Below are 18,574 nucleotides of genomic sequence, written 5' to 3' on the forward strand. Positions count from 1 at the left end.
CATTTGCCTTGCTGTGATTGGCAAAGCTATAATCACCATGTGTGTGCAGTAGCGGAGCGGCCTGTACCGTACTGGTAGATAGTAGTGCCGTTAGGGCGAGCGATAATAAAGTCAGTTTGGTCTTCATGATCCAGATCCTTTGGTTGTGAAAGAATTTGTTATTGTAACCAAATGCATCCGTTGAGTAAAGGGTGTGTTGTATTTTTATAAGTACGAAGGTGAAAAAAATTACGGATTAAGCAAAAGATTATCAAGAATTTACAATCAGCTTTTGGTAACTTTAAATAAAAAATGAACCATTAATCTAGGATTAATGGTTCATAAAAGGGCTTGCCAATCAAACTTGATTAAAGTTTGGTTATGGCTTAATCAGACGCGGATTTGAATTACCCCAAACAGAATATAAATCGGCGAGCAGTGCACCGTTTAATTCTTCAATCTCAGCTTGCGTGACTTCACTATCGCCTTGCTTACCAAAAAGCACCACTTCATCATTAATTTTCACAGGTTGTTTTGCCATAATATCAGTCACATCGACCATGGTGGTGTTCATTGAAGTTTTACCGACCACAGGCGCGCGATGCCCATTGATGAGTACATGACCTTTATTACTAAAGATACGACGGTAGCCATCAGAGAAGCCAAGGGGTAGGTTGGCAAGATACGAATCGCGTGTCAATTCATAAGTGCCATCATAGCCAATTTTTGTGCCTTTTGGATAAAAATGCACGGCGGCAACTTTTGATTTGAACTGCATGATTCGCTTTGATGGCAGTTCAACGCCGCCGACAGGATCGCCATACATCAAGCGACCAGGGCGCACCATATCCAAGCGGCTCTCAGGAACCAAAGCGGTAGCAAATGAATTGGCGGTATGCAGGGTTAATTTTTTGCGATCCAATTTGGCGGCTTTGATTAGCCAATCGGTTTGTTTATTGAACTGCGCCAAGCTTTCGCGAATAAATGCCTCATCTTCAAAAGCATAGTGCGTCATGATGCCTGTCATGTTCAGATTCGATAGCTTGGTGATGGCAATGGCATCTTTTTGACCTGCTTTGTTGCTCACATCCAGACCATTTCGACCCATGCCGCCTGCATTCAGTGCCAAGTGGAAGTTGATAACTTTACCATGTTTTTTGGCAATATTATCCAAAGTTTTGGCATGATCTAGGCTACCCACCAATTCGGTAATATCGTACGCAAGCGCAGATTCAACTTCGTCACCACTTGCGATACGAACGCGATTGATGATACCTTGATATCCATGCGCACGCGCAACACGCGCTTCTTCGTTACTGGTGACGGCAATGCATGATACGCCCAATTTGATGACGCTTGGCATCAGCAGATCGATGCCATGACCGTATGCATCACCTTTTAGAACGGCGCAGATTTTCGTCTCTTCACCTAGGGTCTGTCTAAGATTGGTGATATTATCTTCAAAAGCCTGAACATCGATCTCAAGATAGGCATTGGTGATGGCGTGATTGGCGGCGTAGCTGTAATTGCCAAGTGTATGCAGCATCGGTGCAGCATGAGTAGTGCCAACTGAAAGCGTGCCGAATAGTGCAAGAGCTAGAAAAGTAGGTCTGGTCTTCATCTTCAAGTTCCTTTTGGTTGTGAATTATTGTAAAATTATAACCAACTGAAACCAGAATGTAAATAATGATATGTTATAAATTATAAAATTTTGACATAAAAACAAAAAATCCCAAGCCAAAGACTTGAGATTTAAAGTATCGCAATGCGATGAATAGTGGCGCAGCGGACGGGGCTCGAACCCGCGACCCCCGGCGTGACAGGCCGGTATTCTAACCAACTGAACTACCGCTGCATAGTGGTGGGTGGTAACGGGATCGAACCGCTGACCCTCTGCTTGTAAGGCAGATGCTCTACCAACTGAGCTAACCACCCTAAAATGTCTTTTCCATCATTTGGAAAACTGATACTGTGTCAAGGTATCACATTTTAAGTTTTGAACCGTACACGCTAGATTATGTTGCTGTGTTCGTTCGTTGTGGTGCGTATTATATAGAAATTTACACAGGTGTCAAACATTTTTTGGCAAAAATTTGATAATTTTGTGATTAAGTTTATAAGTGTTTGATTTTTAAGATATAAAATTATACAATATTCATGTGGCGGTGTGTATTCTACAAAAGCTTAGCTAATCTATCTTGGTAATATGCGCAAATCTTGCAGTGGTATCATCAGTCATTGATCCCAAATCTGAGTGGCAACCACCAATTGACCAAACCAAGCACTGCTAAAATCATCCAAACTGTGCTAAAATAAGCGCATTTTTCTATCTTTTACAGTATTCCAAGATTATCAGAGCAAGCCATGAGCCAAAGCACTTATACTTATCCAAAAAAATATGATGTCATCGTCGTCGGTGGTGGTCATGCGGGCACCGAAGCGGCGCTGGCAGCTGCTCGCATGGGTGCAGCGACCATGCTGATTACCCATAATATCGAAACGCTGGGTCAGATGAGCTGTAACCCCGCCATTGGTGGTATTGGTAAGTCGCATCTGGTGCGCGAAGTGGATGCGCTCGGCGGTGTGATGGCGCTGGCGACGGATAAGGCAGGTATTCAGTTTCGCGTTCTAAATAACCGAAAAGGGGCGGCAGTGCGCGCGACCCGTGCCCAAGCCGATCGTATCTTATATAAGGCGGCAATCCGCCATACACTCGAAAATCAGCCAAACCTAGACTTATTCCAACAGCCTGTCGATGACATCATCGTCGAAAATGGCAAAGCGGTGGCGGTCGTGACAGCAACGGGTGTACGCTTTGATACCCATGCGGTGGTGCTGACTTCGGGGACATTTTTGGGCGGGGTCATTCATGTGGGGCTTGAGCACCAAAGTGGTGGCCGTGCTGGGGATATGCCCGCCATCCGCTTAGCGGATCGATTGCGTGAACTTAAGCTGCCTGTGGGTCGCCTAAAGACAGGTACACCTGCTCGTATCGATGCTCGCACAGTGGATTTTAGCGTGATGACGGTGCAGCCGGGTGATACGCCGCTGCCGGTGATGAGCTATATGGGTGATGTGTCCATGCACCCAACCCAAGTGAACTGCTATATCACCCACACCAACGAACGCACGCATGACATCATCCGTGAAAATCTCGACCGCAGCCCGATGTTCAGCGGTAAAATCGAAGGCGTCGGCCCACGCTATTGCCCATCGATCGAAGATAAAATTCATCGCTTTGCCGATAAAGATAGCCATCAGATTTTTATTGAGCCTGAAGGCTTGACCACGCATGAGCTATACCCAAATGGCATCTCAACGAGCCTGCCTTTTGATGTGCAAGTCGCCTTTATTCACAGTATGAAAGGGCTTGAAAATGCACACATCACACGTCCCGGCTACGCCATTGAGTATGATTATTTTGACCCACAAAATCTAAAGCCAACCTTAGAAACCAAATCCATCGAACAGCTGTATTTTGCGGGGCAAATCAACGGCACGACAGGCTATGAAGAAGCGGCGGCGCAGGGGCTATTGGCAGGGATTAATGCTGCTTTATCCAGTCAAGATAAAGAGTTTTGGACGCCTAAGCGTAATGAAGCCTATCTTGGCGTACTGGTCGATGATTTGATTACGCATGGCACCAAAGAGCCGTATCGTATGTTCACCAGCCGTGCTGAGCATCGCTTGCTACTGCGTGAAGACAATGCCGACCAGCGTTTGACCGCCATCGGTCGCAAGCTTGGCTTGATTGATGATGAACGCTGGGCGAAATTTAATCAAAAAATGGATGCCATCGCATCAGAAAGCGCACGCCTACAAGAGATTTGGGCAACGCCAAACAACGCCATCGGTAAGGCATTTATGGCAAATACCGATGAAGTATTGACCAAAGAAAATACCTTGCTTGATTTGCTCAAGCGTCCCAATATCAGCTTTGGCGATATTGCCAAAGTCGCCGATAGCACGGTGAGTAGCGAAGTAGGCGAGCAGATTGAGATTGCCGTGAAATACGCAGGCTATATCGACCGCCAAAATGACGAAATCGAGCAGATGAAACGCCTTGAAAATACGCCATTGCCGATGGATTTTGACTATACGACTGTGTCAGGCTTGTCCAATGAAATCGTACAAAAGCTAAGCCAAGTGCGACCTGCGACACTTGCCCAAGCATCTCGTATCAGTGGCGTGACACCTGCAGCAGTGAGCCTGCTTGCGATGACGATTAAAAAACTCAAAAAACAACAAGAAATCTTGTCATAATCATAAGGGCTGAAGTGCATTCAGCCCTTTTATTTGTCAATTCAATCAGCCAAAAGAGAACATTATGCTTGATGCCATCATTTTTGCCATTTCAATCACCCTGCCCAATCTGATTTTGATGGGGCTTGGGTTTATGATGCAAAAACGCAATGTCATCAATCCAGGCTTTATTGAAGTAGCGTCAAAAATGGTGTTTAGTTATTGCTTACCATGTTTGTTGTTTTTTAGTGTGATAAAAAGCGATGTGGATTATGCCAAGCAGGTTAATCTGTTGACCGCAGGGCTTGCGTGTACTTTTGCATTGTTTATCTTGGCTGAACTGTATGCCAAGTTTTTGGTCAAGGATGTGGCGGATAAAGGGGTGTTTGTGCAAGGAGTGTTTCGCTCCAATATGGCGATTATGTCGCTGGCGGTGGTGTCGAACGCCTATGGCAACGAAGGGCTTGGTATCGGTGCGGTGTATATGGGTGTGCTGACCATCGTGTATAATATTTTGGCGGTGATTACGCTATCACGCACCATGCAAAGTGGTGGCGGATTTGTCCATCAAGCCAAAGATGTGCTACTGCATATTATCAAAAATCCCTTAATTATCGCTCTGGTTTCTGCATTTGGCTATAAGGCATTGGCATTGCCTGAGTTGCCAAAATTCGCTTATAAAACCGGTGAGCTACTCGGTGCAGTTGCTTTGCCGTTGGCACTCATCTGCGCAGGTGCGACGCTCAATGTCAAATCCATGCTGTCATTATCAGGGGTGTCGATGCAGGCGAGTATCGGGCGAATTGTGGTTGCGCCACTCATGGCGGTGGCATTTGGATTGGCGTTCAATCTTGCACCGATTGAGATGGGTGTGCTGTTTTTGATGGTGGCAAGCCCTGCGGCAGCGGCAAGCTATGTGATGGCAAAGGCAATGGGCGGTAATGATGTGCTGGCTGCCAATATCTTAGGCTTTACCACCGTGGTGAGTATGCTTGGCATGGCGGTCGGTATGGCGATGCTACGGATTATGGGCTTGGCGTAGGGTATAGGGTGTGGTAAATTAAACTGAATGAACTGTAATTATCGTTATAGCCATAATCATTGATTAGTGATAGTAATCAATGGCAAAATAAATATCTAGCATTCCAAAGTTTAATCCAACCGACTGACACCGGCACCACTCATCACGCTTGTGCCACCGGCACGCTTTTCGATGATGATTTGGGTATCGATACGCTCTTTTAGGCTTGCGACATGGCTGATGATACCGATGCTTTTACCGCTTTGTTGGAGCTCAAATAGGGTGCTAAGCGCCATATCAAGTGCAGTTTCATCAAGCGTGCCAAAGCCTTCATCCAAAAATAGCGACTCAATCTGCATCTGCCGACTATTAATCTGTGATAAACCAAGCGCAAGCGCTAGACTCACCATAAATGTCTCGCCACCTGACAAATTTTTGCTGCTGCGTACCACATCGCCTTGATGCAAATCCGTGACCAAAATCTCAAGCGCCTTGCCACTGTCTGCATTTTGGGTTAATAGATAGCGATCATTCATTTTTTGTAAAATATGATTGGCGTGATATAGCACCAAATCCAGCGTTAAGCCCTGCACAAAGTTACGATACTTGCGACCATCTGCCGAGCCAATAAGCACATCTAACTTCGCCCAAATTTCATTTTGTACCTTTTGCTGATCGATTTGTTCAATTAGCGCTTGTTGATAATGGCGGTTTTGCTCTTCGGTGTCTTTTTTGGTGCTAAGCTCACCGATTTTTTGGTGCAATAAGGCTTGTTCATCTTTGAGCTGACTGACGGTCTTTTGTAGCTGTAGCAGATTAATCTCATGGATAGTTGGATGATTTTTTTGTAATTCATCTAAACTATTAACACGATCTTGATAAGTGATTTTGGCAAGTTGATGCGCCTGCTCAAGTGCTTGCAAGGTCTCATCGAGTGCCTGCATCGCATCTTTATCAAGCTGTACTGCCACAAACTGTACTTCATCATCAAACAAAGAATCCGATAGCTTATCTTGCCAAAGTTTCCCTGCTTGTTGCAGTTTTTTGTGTAGCTGAGCGACTTGTTCGCCTTGATGCTTGATGCCGAGTGACGCTTGCTCAAGTGTGAGTTTGGCCGTCTGATAGGCTTGTTCACTTTGGTTAAGCTGTGCTTGATGATGGCTAATAGCAGATTGTAGTGCATTTTCTACATCATCAACACTTGCATCACCAAGTAGGGCGTACCGTTGCTCGTTTTGAGTTTGCAGAATTTTTTGATACTCATCTCGCTGAGTATCCAAGCTATGACAAGCCGATTCAAGCGTTTGTTGTTCAGCCATCAATGCATTTAATCGGGTTTGATGTTCAATCTGCTCATGGGTCAGTGTGGTTTTTTGGGCTGATAACTGCTCATAAGTCTCGTATTGCTTAGTAAGATTATGTTGATAATTATTAATCAAAGATAACAAATCATCAATGGCATCAGCACCGATATCTACAATCATCTGACTAGGCGATGCAGTCCAATCATCCACCGATATCTGCTCTGTGATGGTGCATTGACTGCGAATCTCACCTTGCCACTGATGATAAGATTGGCAATCAATGCCAAATGCACCAAGCTCATCTGTCAGTGTATTCATGATGTCAAATTGTGCAGTCAGTTCACTTTGGATGCTGATAATCTGCGCCAGATATCCTGCGATTTGGGATTTGAGCGATGTACCTTCGGCGATGATATGCTCATGCTGCACAGTCAAGGTCGCAAGATTGGATTGGCTATCTTTGATCTGATAAATCAGCCCATGCACTTGTTGTTTGAGCCCGTCTTTATGAGTCAAATCCTGTAGTAATGCTTCATAATCTTCTTCAAGTTGTAAGTAGCTTGGCAATGGCTTATCTGAATGATACTGCGCCCAAATCCCGATCATCTGCTCAGAGAGCTGTTGACACTGATCTTTGGTCTGCCCGCTTGTCGCTGACAGTGTGCTGATTTTGGTTTCTAGCGTATGAATATTTAGTAAATCTTGATTGATTTCATCTTGTAGATTGGTCGTGATGATAAGTTGTGCATCCAGCTTATCTTTAGCGATTTGCGCATCATCATCGCTTGGCTGTGTGCCATTATGCTTATATGGATGTGTCGTCGAACCGCACAATGGGCAAGGATGACCGTCGCTCAGCTTATCAAACTGCAACTTCATGTGTATCAGCTGTTTTTTGGTTTCATATGCATCGCTAAGTGCATTTTGCAGCGCCATCACATCAGTCAGTGCTTGCTGTTTGCTTGCGATATCATGCTTGGCATTATTTAGCTGATTTTGCTCATTATAGATAGCTTCATCAAGCTTGGCCATTTCAGCCATCAATGCTTGATGATTGTGTGTATGAGCAATGAGCTGTTCGTAGTGATGTGCTTGTTGTTGCAGATGCTTTAGCTGATTATCAAGTTTGGTTAAATATTCTTGATAATTATCCGTAGTATCAATCGCGCTTAAGCCCAAGATGCTCGCAAGCGTACCTTGTTGTGATGCCAGTGCATTTTGTACATCTGCAATTTTGTCTTTTACCGATTTGTACGCTTCACGTTTGGCTAAGCGATTGGTATTGGCTTGATGTAGATCCTGATGTGCTTTTGCTAGATGCCCGTATTGCTTACTGATATAGGCTTTTGTATCGCTGATTTTGCTGGAACTATGCTTAAGATAGTTAATCTTGTCTAATAAATACTCATCTTGTTCATCAGCCATTAGTTGCTGCTGAAGTTGGGTGAGTGCATCGCTGATGCTTTCGACTTTTGACTGCGTCTCTGTGATATGCTTACTATTTTCTGCATAAGATTGCTGCCTATCTCTATACTGTGCGTCGCACTGATTTAGACTTTGCTGTGTCAGTGCAATCTGTTGATCCAACTTGCGTGCATCCGTGATGGCAGGTTTTTTGTCATTTAGTGCTTTCACCGCCCGCTCATAATCCTGCTTATGCTGTGCTAGCTGATTGTTATACGCATCCAGTTGTGCGGTGAATTGTGGCAGTTGATTATTGAGATTAATTAAAGACTGATTGGCTGTATCATGGTCGCTTTTAAGCTCATAATACTGCTGATAAAAGGGTAAAATCTCAAAAGCATGCTTTGCTTTATCAAGCCTAGCCTTATCATCAGCAAAGTTATCGAGCTTATCTTGGCTGTCATTCAATTTGGCTTGCCAATGACATATCTCATCATGTAGCTTTTGATAGTGATTGGCAGTATTTAGCTCATTTTCATAATTATTTAGCTGTTTGGCAAGTGTCTCGCTGTGTGCTTGAGCTTGATTAAGCTCGCCAATCAGTGCATCAAAAGTCGCTTGATCCATGCAATTGACTTCACCAAGTCGTGTCGTTAGCTGTTTGAGCGTAAGTGCCTGCTCTTTATTCTTCTCAAAGGCAAGCTTACCAATCTCGGCATAAATCTGCGTGCCGGTAATCTGCTCCAAAATTGCACCGCGCTCACTAGCTTCAGCTTGCAAAAACGCCGAAAAATCCCCCTGAACCAGCATCACCGAACGAGTGAACTGCTCTTTATTCATCCCCAAGATTTCGATGATTTTTTTCTCGACATTGCTGGCTTTTTCTTCAATAATCTTGCCGGTATCATCTTGAGTACTACTTAATAATGATAATTCACGGACAATGGGCTGCAGCTTGCCATTGGGGTTTTTATTAGCTCGGCGCTGTGACCAATACGCACGGTACACCGTTTTATTGACTTGAAAAATCACTTCACTCGATGCAAAAGCCGTGCCGATACTCATCAGCTCATTGTGCGATGCTGAGACTGTGACACGGGGCGTCTCACCATACAGTGCCAAACAAATCGCATCAAGCACTGTGGTCTTGCCTGCGCCTGTCGCACCCGTGATGGCAAATAACGCATTGGCATCAAAGGCAGGGTCTTCAAAATTAATCTGCCATTTGCCTTTGAGCGAGTTGATATTTTCAAAGCTAAGCTTAATAATTTTCATTGTCTGTCCGTGTATGTATATCGGTTATTGGGCTTTGGTATCGGCTTCTTGTAATTCTTTGAGCAGGGTTTGATAAGCGTGCTTGAGTGCGGTTTTTTCGTCATCATTGAGCGCTTCTTTTTCAAGTCGCTTATCAAACACATCGGTCGTGCTCAGCATTTCAAGCTTTGGTACATCTGATGTATCGCCCTGTGTCAGACTGCCTTTATAGGTACTGCGATTTTTGATACTCAGCGCTGTCAGTCGTGTCTCACTAATAGCATCAGTAATTAATTGCCGTAAATCTGGCAATACTTTTGACCCCGTGTATTCAATCTCAAGCCAAATATCTTGGTCGTATTCTGATAGTTTTGCTAAATTATCATAAATATAATCTAGCTCGCCACTAATCTTGGCTAAACTTTGAAAAATTGGCACGGATAGGGCGTTCACTTGAATCGGCTGACCATCGGCAATATCCACAATCAGCACCTGTTTATGCCGCCCAATCTCCCCAAAACCCATCGCAATCGGCGAGCCACAGTAGCGGATACGACTTTGCTTAGCGACGATTTGGCTTGCATGAATATGACCGAGCGCCACATAGTCAATGTCATCATCAAAGATACTTGCGCTGATTTGTCCAAGCGTACCTACTTGCAAATCTCGCATACCATCATCCGCCGATGAGACGCTTGAGCCTGCGACAAACAAATGCCCTGTGGCGATAATAGGGATGGTGATTTGATAAGTATCTTTAATATATTGCTGTTTTTGTTTGGCAAGATTGGCTAATAGATGATAGTGGTCAGCGACACCTTGAAGTAGGTCGCTGTTTTTTTGTTCGATACTTTGGGCATCGCCACTGGTACGCACATCACGGTCACGCAAATAGGGCGTTGCGATGATAATCGCACTCGGTGTCTCGCCGTCATATAAGGTGATGAGCTCATCTTCTGGATTGTCAGTGGCACTACCGATGACATGAGTGTTGAGCACGCCAAGCACTTCTTTGGTCTTTTGTAGGCTGGTCGGTGAGTCGTGATTGCCTGCGACGATGATGATATGCTTGATATGATTTTTGAACGCCTGTGCCAAAAAATGATGATATAGATGCTCCGCCTTGTTGCTTGGCGTCATCGTATCAAAAATGTCGCCAGCGACAATCAGCACATCCACTTGAAGCCTAAGCAAGCTTTCTTGTAGCCATTCTAAAAAGCACTCAAACTCATCATAGCGAGATTGATTGTACAATAGCTTACCTAAATGCCAATCTGATGTGTGTAAAATTCGCAGTGCATGGTCAGGCTTGGCGGGGACGGCGATGTCTTTGGGCGTATCGGTGCTTAGATGCGTTTTGATGCTATTCATAGTCTATCAAGTGTTGAAATCTTATGGATACTATAGCACTTTTTTTGGCATGGTGTGCGATTTTTTGTAGGGTGTGATAGGCTAGGTTTATCAAATCACACCACAAAAAAAGACCGCCATCAGGCGATCTTTTTGGGATTGTCGGTTATACGACAGTGCGTACAGTTTTTGCCTTATCCAGTGCGGTGTAGAGTCGATTGACTTCATCGGCATGGGTTAAGTATAGGCTTAGACGCAGTGCATGATAGCGACCTGTTTTTGATGCACGCATTTGGATGCTTGCGTGGTCAAATTCAGGGAAAATCTCCGCCAAAATTAGCTTCACTTCATTAAGTAATTCTTCACGATAGCCTTCGTTGCCAATGATGCTCATCGGATAATCCATCGGAAAAGTCCAAAGCTCTGGATTTTGGATTTCGGTACGGCTTGGAGTGGTATTGTTAGTCATGATTCATTTTCCTAATTGGTTTGATATCGTATCAATGGGGGTGGCTGTCAGTTTTTTCAAGTAATCCGCCATTGATACAATTAACAAACCATCTGGTCGGTTTTTTTAGTTAATAAAGCCAAATCCACCTTTGTTTTGCTTAGCGACCAAATGTGCATCATCCATATTGGTGATTTGTGCAAGTGTCTTTGGTGTATCAACAATCATTTGTTTGCCAATACTTGCCAAATACGCATTTGCCTTATCAATGCTGAGTGCACCAAATTGATATTCGGCAATCAGACGACCATGTCGTAGTAGGGCATGATCAATATCCATCAAATCAGCATTAAAAGTACAGATAAATTGACATTCAAGCACATCTGATAAGATACCATCAGCGATATTTAAGATGGTCGAAACAACATCCGATGTATTGCCGCCGCCGACACGCTCGGCGATATAGTTTTCGCAGTCTTCGAGCACCAGCACTGAATTTTTGTTATCAATCAGCATACTCATAAACTGCGGATCAGCCAATGCGCCGATGAGATTGTTTGGCACAAAGATAAAGTTCTTATCGGGGATTTGGGCGGTGAGCCACTTGATGTAGTTGGTCTTGCCTGAGCCTGCCACGCCATGCAATAGCACCACGCCTTTATTGCCTTGCGTCAAATCCTGCTTGATTTTTTGATGCACAGGCGCAAAGTCATCATTGTACATGGTGTCAATATCTAGGCTAAGCGGTTTGATGACATGAGTTTTGAACACCAAATCTTGACCTTCTTTGAGCAGTAGACTGATTTTGGCATCTGTTGAGACATATTTGCTCAGATATTTATCAAAAAATTGACGGATTTTTGTCAAATTATCCGCTTGTTGGCTATTATAACCAAGCAGTGACACGCCATAAAATCCTGATTCAATGATGGTCTTGTCATAATCATTGCTCAAATCTTCATTCAAAACTAAGAAAAACTCATAGTCTGGATGAAAATAGCACAATTCACCCGCATAAAACACGCCTGTCTGACCGTTATAATGCGCCGTACTGTAATCGGTGCATTGCACAAAGTCCTTGAGCGATTCTTTTTTGATGACGATATCATCACCACGAAAATTGACCGTCGCCATCATACGACTAATCAAGCCGGCAAAAGGGTGGCTGTCTGAGCTGACACGCTCATCGAGTGCCTGCACTTGTAGCTGATGCACGCCATTGACATAGTGTTCATCCACGATACGGCGGGGATGGTAGTATTTTGAACCGATAATTTTCATCATAAATAAGTTTTTAAAATTAATAGGGATAAAATAAGTCTGCCAATCATCATTAGCAGACTTTAGCAAATTTTGAAAGCTTGATAAAATGGCTATCAATCGTTTTCTAAGAATGAACGCAGATGCTCTGAGCGAGAAGGGTGGCGCAGTTTACGCAGTGCTTTGGCTTCGATTTGGCGGATACGCTCACGAGTCACATCGAACTGCTTGCCCACTTCTTCAAGCGTGTGATCGCTTGGCATATCGATACCAAAACGCATCTTCAAGACTTTGGCTTCTCTTTCGGTCAGATTATCCAAGACTTCACGAGTCGCTTCACGTAAGCCTTCGGCGGTGGCATTCTCAATCGGGCTTGAGATGGTGTTGTCTTCGATAAAATCACCCAAGTGGCTATCTTCATCATCACCGATTGGCGTCTCCATAGAGATTGGCTCTTTGGCGATTTTTAGCACCTTGCGGACTTTGGCTTCGTCCATATCCAAACGTTCGCCAAGCTCTTCGGGCGTTGGCTCACGACCCATTTCTTGGAGCAGCTGACGGCTGACACGGTTGATTTTATTAATCGTCTCAATCATATGCACAGGGATACGAATCGTGCGTGCTTGGTCAGCGATCGAGCGGGTGATGGCTTGGCGAATCCACCATGTCGCATAAGTAGAGAACTTATAGCCACGACGATATTCAAATTTATCCACCGCCTTCATCAGACCGATGTTACCTTCTTGGATCAAATCCAAGAACTGCAAGCCACGGTTGGTGTATTTCTTAGCGATACTAATGACCAGACGCAAGTTGGCTTCGACCATATCTTTTTTGGCTCGGCGTGCTTTGGCTTCACCGATGGCCATTTGGCGAGCGACCGCTTTCATATCACGAATGTCCATTTTTAGGGCGACTTCGTGCGCTAGGATTTTTTCTTGTAGGGCGACGACATCTTTTTCGATTTTTGCCAAAGTCTCTGCAAAAGCAGGCTTGCCTTCGATACGATGCGCCAGCCACTCGATATTGGTTTCGTTACTTGGGAAAGTCTTTTTGAACTCTTCTAGTGGCATCTTACCACGACGAATCACCAGTTTCATGATACGGCGTTCGTTGGCGCGCACATCTTCATAGACTTCGCGCATTAGCTCCATCACTTGATCAGACAAGCGATTGTTTAGCTTGATGAGCATAAAGCGATTGGCAAGCTCATCTTCGGCGGCTTTGGCTTCTTCACTACCACGACCGTGCTTGTCTAGGACTTGTTGCGTCTTGTCATATAGGGCTTGTAGCTCTTCAAAGCGGACACGCACTTCTTCGGGATCAAGATTTGAGTCATCGGCATCGGCATCCATACTACCGCCATCACCATCTTCGTCATCATCTTCAAGATCATCAATGTCAGGCGTGTCAGTTTTTGGCTCGTCTAAATTCAACTCAGCATCTTCTTCGCTCAACTCAAAATCAGTGTCTTCAAGGCTCAAAAAGCCTGATACCACATCAGAAATTTTCTTTTCGCCATCTAGGACTTGTTGGTATTCGTCTAGCACAAGCTTGACCGTGCCCGGCCAATACGCCATGATGTACTGCACTTCACGAGTGCCTTCTTCGATGCGTTTGGCGATGCCAATCTCACCTTCACGGGTCAATAGATCAACCGTACCCATTTCACGCATATACATACGCACAGGGTCGGTGGTGCGACCCGGCTCGGTTTCTACCGATGCCAAGACAGCAGCAGCTTCATCGGCTGCCATATCGTCATCGCTACCTGTATCAGCCAGTAGCATATCGTCATCATCAGGGGCGACTTCAAAGACCTGAATACCGACATCGGTCAGCATCTGAATGATGTCTTCGATTTGATCGCTTTCGGTGACAGACTCAGGCAGTTGGTCATTGACTTCTGCATAAGTCAAATAACCCTGTTCCTTGCCAAGACGAATCAGTTCAGCCAACTGTGATGAAGATTCTTGATACTCTTCGGTGCCTGTAAGGGTGTCATTGCTCATAATATGCTCTTGTCGATTGGCGGATTTTAAACTTCGGATTATACCATGTTTGTCAATGGTTTAATAGCATTATCAATAAGGGCGACAGAGCGCAATTTCAAGCCATGAGCCTGTTTTTCTACCAAGTATTAATTTGATGCTGGTTTAGCGCTCAATGATATTCAATTTCTTAATCAGCCACTGATCGATGGCGTGTAGTCGTGGGCGAAAATGCGCATGATGAATTACAAAACCGCCTGCCAAACCGATCAGACAGCCGATCACGGTATCCCAAAAACGAGCTAAAATCACTGCCGAATGCGATACTGTCTGGACAAGTGACAGCGGATGGCTGCCATATTCTGCAATGATGATGGTCATCGGCGTAATAAAAATTACAGCAAAAGCATAATTTCTAACTACCAAAGTTTCAATAGTCGCTGCAAGTAAAAACATCGTCACTGCCACGCCCCAAGCGTTAAGATTTAGGCTAAGCAACCACCATGCTACACCCATACCCAAAAAAGTACCGATGATGCGCTGGAATTGTTTGCGCCAAATACCCTGAAAATTAACGCCATTGATAATGACAAAGCTGCTCATCGCCGCCCAGTAGGGCTTGGTCATATCCATCGATAAAGCAATAGCCATTGATAGCGTCACGGTAGTGGCGACGATTAAGCTATTGATAATAATATCATTTTGATAAACAAAGGGTTCCATCTTGGTTGCCTTGTGCTTAGCTGCCATCGTGATCAAGGTGTAAATGCACGCAATCACTCCGGCAAACAGACAGCCAAAGCCAATCAAGCCAACATAAAATGGTATCTGCATCGCAGGCACAGGCATAAATAGCGCAATCGCTGATGCCATCAAAATAAACATCCCAGCTGGCGGTGCCATACGATAAAATCGCCCAAAAACTGCTACCCAAAATGCGATAAAAAACAGCAAGGGTAATGTCAATCGTGGCTCAAGATGGGCAAGCATCCCTATGCCATAGCACGCTACAAAGCCCATACTGCAGGCAAGCACCTGTACCATGCGAAACATGAATGAGCCTTGATAAGGCAGATTTAAAAATACCATCGCCCCAAGTGATGCGATCAATCCATAGCTGAGTTGCCCAAAATAAGCACCCAAAAATATCGGCAAGCTACTGGCGATCGCTGCCATAATCGGCATATGCCAAGGCCGTGTGTGCGTATTAAAGCTGATTAGATGATGTATCTCATCTTTGATAAGCGCCATCAGATGTGGCGGTGCTGATGGGGTATTTGGCATGATAAGTTCCGTTTTTATGGTGTTATTTTTATAAGATAATTAATATTATTAAAAAATTTATATGTAAAAATTAACGAAATGCACAATCCGCCACATGGTCATTGACCATGCCGACCGCCTGCATAAAGGCATAGCAAGTGGTTGCACCGACGAATTTAAAGCCGTCTTTTTTGAGCTGTTTGGCTAGGCGTACCGATACATCTGTCTGCGCAGGAACGCTTGATAAATCGGCAGGGTAGTTGTCAATTGGCTTGCCATCCGCTGTGGTGATGCCCCATAGATAGTCGCTAAAGCTTTGATATTGTTTAATGTTTAAATACGCCTTAGCGTTATTGATAATCGCCAAAATCTTGGCACGATGGCGGATGATACCAGCATCTAGCATGAGTTCATCGACTTTGGCGTCATCATAGGTAGCAATCTTAGTCGCATCAAAGCCATCAAACGCTCGATAATAGCCATCACGACGCTTCAAAATCGTAATCCAGCTAAGCCCCGCCTGCATCGACTCTAGGCACAGCATGGCAAATAGGGCGTCGTCATCATAGACAGGCTTGCCCCATTCGTTATCATGATAAGCGATATACATCGGGTCGGATAAGCACCAAGCACAGCGATGTGTCATACAAATTGCCCCATCTGCGCTGACTGCGTCAAGGCATCAAAAAACACAAAGAACGCAATCGCCCAAATCAGCTGTAGTACAAGCATCACTACCACAAAGACCTTAAGCACCATACCGGCGGGCTTGGCAGGATTGCCGTATTGATTTGGCAATGGCTCGCCTTTGGCAAATAGCAGATACAAGAGCAAAATCAGATTGACAAGTGGCACAAGTAGTAGTAGCGACATCCAGCCTGTTTTACCCAAATCATGCAATCTGCGAATGGTCGGCGCAAAGGTGGTATATAGGCCAATGAGCATCATCGGCAGCCAAAACATCAGTAAAATGCCAAACATCGCATCAGGATTGACCGCATCAATCATCGCAAAGAGCACGCCCATTGGGACTGCAAACAGTAGGCTTAGCAAGATGTTAAGAATCATCGAATACGCAAGATAGCGAATACGCCCGATACGCCCTTTATAATGATAAAAAGGGTAATCGTCATACAATGGTGGTGGGGTATAGTCGTTATTCATAATATTTATTAAACCATTTAATCAGATTTGATAATTATCAGTTGTGCCGTTACTATCCTGCTGGTCGTCTAGCACAGATAAATCATCTTTGCAGATGGATTTGATGGATTTTGGCTCAAAATTTGGGTCAAGGCGTTTCACTGCCGTCATCAGCTCGCAGATTTGCTTATCTTGGTCTTGGATATGCGCAAGTAAGGCAGCGATGCTTGATGCCACAGGGTCTTTGGCATTGGGCTTGAGTCCATAGGCGTTGAACAGATGCTCGGACTGCGCTTGATGCTCGGTAGGGCTTGTTGGCTCTTCTTTGACAATCATGCGAGCAGCACTGCCGACCATCGTCGCACCCGCTGGTACGGGCTTGACGACGACGGCATTTGAGCCGACTTTGGCATCATCACCAACGCTAAAGCCGCCCAAAATCTTCGCCCCTGCACCGACGACGACATTATTACCCAGTGTCGGATGGCGTTTTGCGCCTTTTTCCCATGATACACCGCCTAATGTTACGCCATGATACAGCGTGACATCATCGCCAATCTCAGCAGTCTCACCGATCACCACACCCATGCCGTGGTCAATAAAAAATCGCTTGCCAATCTTGGCAGCAGGGTGAATCTCGATGCCTGTGGTGCAGCGGCTAAAATGCGATAAGGCACGTGCCAAGAATTTTTGGTCGCATTGCCACAGCGCGTGTGCGCCGCGGTGCATGATGCGTGCATGGATGCCAGGGTAGGTCAGTAGCACTTCGGCTTTGGTGCGGGCAGCAGGGTCTCGTTCTAGGACGGCTTGTACATCATCATTGATGGCGTTTTTTAGTTCGCTTAATTTGGCAAAAATCGACATGGTGGTTTTCCTAACTCATCTGCAAGATGTGAACATATTAGCGACGGCAAAGGGAATTATCAAGTCGCAATCGGGATATCAATGTGCAAAAAATTACTAAGCAAATCACGACAATCCGTCAGCAATCCATCAACAAGACAACTAGCCTATCATCTTATCGACTTTGGCAATCAGCGCACGAATCAGTGCATATTCTTTTTGGTCAAGCTGTAGCCGTGATGATAGCCGTGATAAGCGGTGCGGTAGGTGCTTTAGGTCATCATCATGGGCAAGGTTTAGTTTTTTTAATAAGTCAATCACTGCGGTATTAAGGCTCATCGTCTGTGTATGGCTGATGGCAGGTTCATCCCATTGTCCACGGATGGTGATGTCAAGCGGATGGGTGATTTGTGGTGTGCCTTGGGTTTGTTTGTTGGTATAAATACCTTGTACGCTATTTGTATGTTCATTATCATTACAAGGATATGAAAAGTGCGCATAGATATTGGCTGCAATCACCTGAATGGCACTGGCGACATTGAGCACCGGATAAGCGGGATTGGCAGGGATTTGGATGTGATAATCTGCTTTGGCAAGCTCATCGTTATTAAGCCCATGATTTTCACGACCAAATAAAATAGCAATGCGTGGCGTGATGGCGGTATCAATAGGCTTATCAGTGGGCTTATCTATTGCTGATACCTGCGCCGATAGATGCTGCGCCATCATCGATGCAGCAAAAGCAGGCGTCACCACAGGGCGTGGCATCTGACGGCTACGAGCACTGGCAGCAAAAATCAGCGTACAATCGGCGAGCGCTTCATCTAGCGTGGCGGTGATGCGAGCATTAGCCAAAATCTCTTGCGCGCCTGCGGCATTGGCGGTACTGGTCTCATCAATCGGTAGGCGTGGATTGACCACCACCAAATCCGTCAGACCCATCGTATGTAACGCACGAGCTGCCGAGCCGATATTGGCGGGCAAGGTGGTCTCAACCATCACAATGCGAATGCTAGGCAGATAATCAAGGTAGTCGTGCGTTTGGCTCATAGGATGCTCTTTTGATGATTAT

General features: G+C 45.1%; 14 protein-coding genes and 2 tRNA genes. 3 read left to right on the forward strand and 13 right to left on the reverse strand.

Annotation, left to right across the window (positions count from 1 at the left end; translation table 11 throughout):
• Nucleotides 1-358 precede the first annotated feature (358 nt).
• The 3 genes from alr to Q0N89_RS05165 all read right to left on the reverse strand — a co-directional run bounded on the left by alr (nt 359) and on the right by Q0N89_RS05165 (nt 1,914).
• A complete protein-coding gene (gene alr / locus Q0N89_RS05155) occupies nt 359-1,606 on the reverse strand; it encodes an alanine racemase (protein WP_294034079.1) in 1,248 nt (415 codons plus the stop codon).
• A 151-nt stretch (nt 1,607-1,757) separates the two neighbouring features.
• Nucleotides 1,758-1,834: transfer RNA gene (locus Q0N89_RS05160), tRNA-Asp, on the reverse strand.
• Between the two features lie 4 nt (nt 1,835-1,838).
• Nucleotides 1,839-1,914 (reverse strand) — tRNA-Val (locus tag Q0N89_RS05165).
• Between the two features lie 429 nt (nt 1,915-2,343).
• On the opposite strand from Q0N89_RS05165, the gene mnmG reads away from it, so the two are divergent.
• Nucleotides 2,344-4,242, forward strand: a complete 1,899-nt coding sequence (gene mnmG, locus Q0N89_RS05170; RefSeq protein WP_294034081.1) for a tRNA uridine-5-carboxymethylaminomethyl(34) synthesis enzyme MnmG — start codon at nt 2,344-2,346, stop codon at nt 4,240-4,242.
• A 64-nt stretch (nt 4,243-4,306) separates the two neighbouring features.
• The gene (locus Q0N89_RS05175; protein ID WP_294034084.1) at nt 4,307-5,263 is read left to right on the forward strand and encodes an AEC family transporter; all 957 of its coding nucleotides are present in this window, start codon (nt 4,307-4,309) and stop codon (nt 5,261-5,263) included.
• 110 nt (nt 5,264-5,373) lie between these two features.
• On the opposite strand, the gene Q0N89_RS05180 is transcribed toward Q0N89_RS05175, so the two are convergent.
• Entirely contained in the window at nt 5,374-9,225 is a 3,852-nt protein-coding gene (locus tag Q0N89_RS05180; RefSeq protein ID WP_294034086.1) for an SbcC/MukB-like Walker B domain-containing protein, read from the reverse strand.
• Here Q0N89_RS05180 and Q0N89_RS09835 point away from each other — a divergent pair.
• A complete protein-coding gene (locus Q0N89_RS09835; RefSeq protein WP_367178557.1) occupies nt 9,196-9,279 on the forward strand; it encodes a hypothetical protein in 84 nt (27 codons plus the stop codon). The two genes, Q0N89_RS05180 and Q0N89_RS09835, sit on opposite strands and share 30 nt — an antisense overlap.
• Here Q0N89_RS09835 and Q0N89_RS05185 read toward each other — a convergent pair.
• The 9 genes from Q0N89_RS05185 to Q0N89_RS05225 form a co-directional block, all read right to left on the reverse strand.
• Nucleotides 9,250-10,575 (reverse strand): exonuclease SbcCD subunit D C-terminal domain-containing protein, encoded by a 1,326-nt coding sequence (locus Q0N89_RS05185; RefSeq protein WP_294034088.1) that lies wholly within the window; start codon nt 10,573-10,575, stop codon nt 9,250-9,252. The genes Q0N89_RS09835 and Q0N89_RS05185 overlap by 30 nt on opposite strands.
• A gap of 145 nt (nt 10,576-10,720) precedes the next feature.
• The gene (locus Q0N89_RS05190; RefSeq protein ID WP_078253756.1) at nt 10,721-11,023 is read right to left on the reverse strand and encodes a DUF493 domain-containing protein; all 303 of its coding nucleotides are present in this window, start codon (nt 11,021-11,023) and stop codon (nt 10,721-10,723) included.
• Nucleotides 11,024-11,128: 105 nt separating this feature from the next.
• On the reverse strand, nt 11,129-12,286 hold the full coding sequence (locus Q0N89_RS05195) for an AAA family ATPase (RefSeq protein ID WP_294034091.1): 1,158 nt from the start codon (nt 12,284-12,286) through the stop codon (nt 11,129-11,131).
• Between the two features lie 92 nt (nt 12,287-12,378).
• On the reverse strand, nt 12,379-14,274 hold the full coding sequence (rpoD, locus tag Q0N89_RS05200; RefSeq protein ID WP_294034093.1) for an RNA polymerase sigma factor RpoD: 1,896 nt from the start codon (nt 14,272-14,274) through the stop codon (nt 12,379-12,381).
• Nucleotides 14,275-14,418: 144 nt separating this feature from the next.
• Complete coding sequence (locus tag Q0N89_RS05205) at nt 14,419-15,537, reverse strand: FUSC family protein (RefSeq protein ID WP_294034095.1); 1,119 nt, start codon at nt 15,535-15,537, stop codon at nt 14,419-14,421.
• A 70-nt stretch (nt 15,538-15,607) separates the two neighbouring features.
• A complete protein-coding gene (locus Q0N89_RS05210) occupies nt 15,608-16,162 on the reverse strand; it encodes a DNA-3-methyladenine glycosylase I (RefSeq protein ID WP_294034097.1) in 555 nt (184 codons plus the stop codon).
• Entirely contained in the window at nt 16,159-16,680 is a 522-nt protein-coding gene (locus Q0N89_RS05215; protein ID WP_294034099.1) for a DUF805 domain-containing protein, read from the reverse strand. The genes Q0N89_RS05210 and Q0N89_RS05215 overlap by 4 nt, the downstream gene beginning before the upstream one ends.
• 21 nt (nt 16,681-16,701) lie before the next feature.
• Entirely contained in the window at nt 16,702-17,523 is an 822-nt protein-coding gene (cysE, locus tag Q0N89_RS05220) for a serine O-acetyltransferase (protein WP_294034101.1), read from the reverse strand.
• 141 nt (nt 17,524-17,664) lie between these two features.
• Nucleotides 17,665-18,552, reverse strand: a complete 888-nt coding sequence (locus tag Q0N89_RS05225) for a TrmJ/YjtD family RNA methyltransferase (RefSeq protein WP_294034103.1) — start codon at nt 18,550-18,552, stop codon at nt 17,665-17,667.
• Between the last annotated feature and the right edge of the window lie 22 nt (nt 18,553-18,574).

It is taken from the genome of uncultured Moraxella sp., from assembly GCF_945873075.1.
Taxonomy (GTDB): domain Bacteria; phylum Pseudomonadota; class Gammaproteobacteria; order Pseudomonadales; family Moraxellaceae; genus Moraxella.

What these genes read in the sequence shown, in the direction of transcription:
- Q0N89_RS05190 (WP_078253756.1), bottom strand. Translation starts at nt 11,023, where the DNA reads ATGACTAACAATACCACTCCAAGCCGTACCGAAATCCAAAATCCAGAG.
- Q0N89_RS05205 (WP_294034095.1), bottom strand. Translation starts at nt 15,537, where the DNA reads ATGCCAAATACCCCATCAGCACCGCCACATCTGATGGCGCTTATCAAA.
- Q0N89_RS05175 (WP_294034084.1), top strand. Translation starts at nt 4,307, where the DNA reads ATGCTTGATGCCATCATTTTTGCCATTTCAATCACCCTGCCCAATCTG.
- Q0N89_RS05185 (WP_294034088.1), bottom strand. Translation starts at nt 10,575, where the DNA reads ATGAATAGCATCAAAACGCATCTAAGCACCGATACGCCCAAAGACATC.
- cysE (WP_294034101.1), bottom strand. Translation starts at nt 17,523, where the DNA reads ATGTCGATTTTTGCCAAATTAAGCGAACTAAAAAACGCCATCAATGAT.
- Q0N89_RS05180 (WP_294034086.1), bottom strand. Translation starts at nt 9,225, where the DNA reads ATGAAAATTATTAAGCTTAGCTTTGAAAATATCAACTCGCTCAAAGGC.
- Q0N89_RS05215 (WP_294034099.1), bottom strand. Translation starts at nt 16,680, where the DNA reads ATGAATAACGACTATACCCCACCACCATTGTATGACGATTACCCTTTT.
- Q0N89_RS05195 (WP_294034091.1), bottom strand. Translation starts at nt 12,286, where the DNA reads ATGATGAAAATTATCGGTTCAAAATACTACCATCCCCGCCGTATCGTG.
- Q0N89_RS05210 (WP_294034097.1), bottom strand. Translation starts at nt 16,162, where the DNA reads ATGACACATCGCTGTGCTTGGTGCTTATCCGACCCGATGTATATCGCT.
- mnmG (WP_294034081.1), top strand. Translation starts at nt 2,344, where the DNA reads ATGAGCCAAAGCACTTATACTTATCCAAAAAAATATGATGTCATCGTC.
- Q0N89_RS05225 (WP_294034103.1), bottom strand. Translation starts at nt 18,552, where the DNA reads ATGAGCCAAACGCACGACTACCTTGATTATCTGCCTAGCATTCGCATT.
- rpoD (WP_294034093.1), bottom strand. Translation starts at nt 14,274, where the DNA reads ATGAGCAATGACACCCTTACAGGCACCGAAGAGTATCAAGAATCTTCA.